Raw genomic sequence first — 797 nt, 5'->3', positions numbered from 1 at the left:
ATCCATCCCCCCCGCAAACACCCCACCCATCACCGCAGCCTTCGCCACCTGCCACAAAAACCTCTTCAAACCCAACCCCGCCGCCCGCGACGCCACCGTCGCCGCCTCCACCGACCCACCCGCCGTCACCGCCGACCACAACGCCGCAACCGCCCACATCACCAACAAAAACTCAAACGTCAACGTCCACTGCAACCGACCCGCATTCTTCTGCGCCACCACATTGTCCACACCCACCGCCAACCCATCACACGCCTGCGCCAACCACACCAAACCCCCCTCCTCACCACCCCCCTGCAACGCATCCGCAAACGACTTGAACCGATCCCGCGCCTCCCCCACATTGTTATCCGCCACCACCCGCGCATGCCCCCCCACCTCCGCCGCCACCAACCGCACCTGATACGCCGCCCACCGCCACACCCGCGCCAACCCACCCAAACCCTCCAACGACCCATCCGGCCACGCACACCCCCCCACCAACGTCTCCACAAACGCCCGAACCCGCACCAACTCCCCCGGCTCCGGATCCGAACGCGCAAACCCCAACGTCACCTCCGGCAACCGATACGGACGCGTCCGCGCCAACGCCCCCCGATCCGCCCCCGACGGCAACACCGACCCCACCGTGCTCGCATCCTCAGCCAACGCATACGTATGACCAGAAACAATCAACATCCCACCCGTCGCCCGCAACAAATTCACCATGTCCGCCAACCCCGCCAACACCCCATCCCGCGACACCCCATACCCCCCACCCCCACCATCCCCATTAAAAAACGCCCGCCCAATCTCAT

The 797-nt window shown here is 65.6% G+C and carries 1 protein-coding gene; it reads right to left on the bottom strand.

Going from position 1 to position 797, the window contains the following annotated elements; genetic code table 11:
- On the bottom strand, positions 1 to 390 hold a 390-nt coding region (locus ACFFNX_RS51635; RefSeq protein WP_378213848.1), incomplete at its 3' end, for a hypothetical protein.
- Positions 391 to 797: the final 407 nt, after the last annotated feature.

Source organism: Actinoallomurus acaciae (assembly GCF_042429965.1).
Classification (GTDB): domain Bacteria; phylum Actinomycetota; class Actinomycetes; order Streptosporangiales; family Streptosporangiaceae; genus Actinoallomurus; species Actinoallomurus acaciae.
This window is presented reverse-complemented; position numbering and strand designations above follow the sequence as displayed.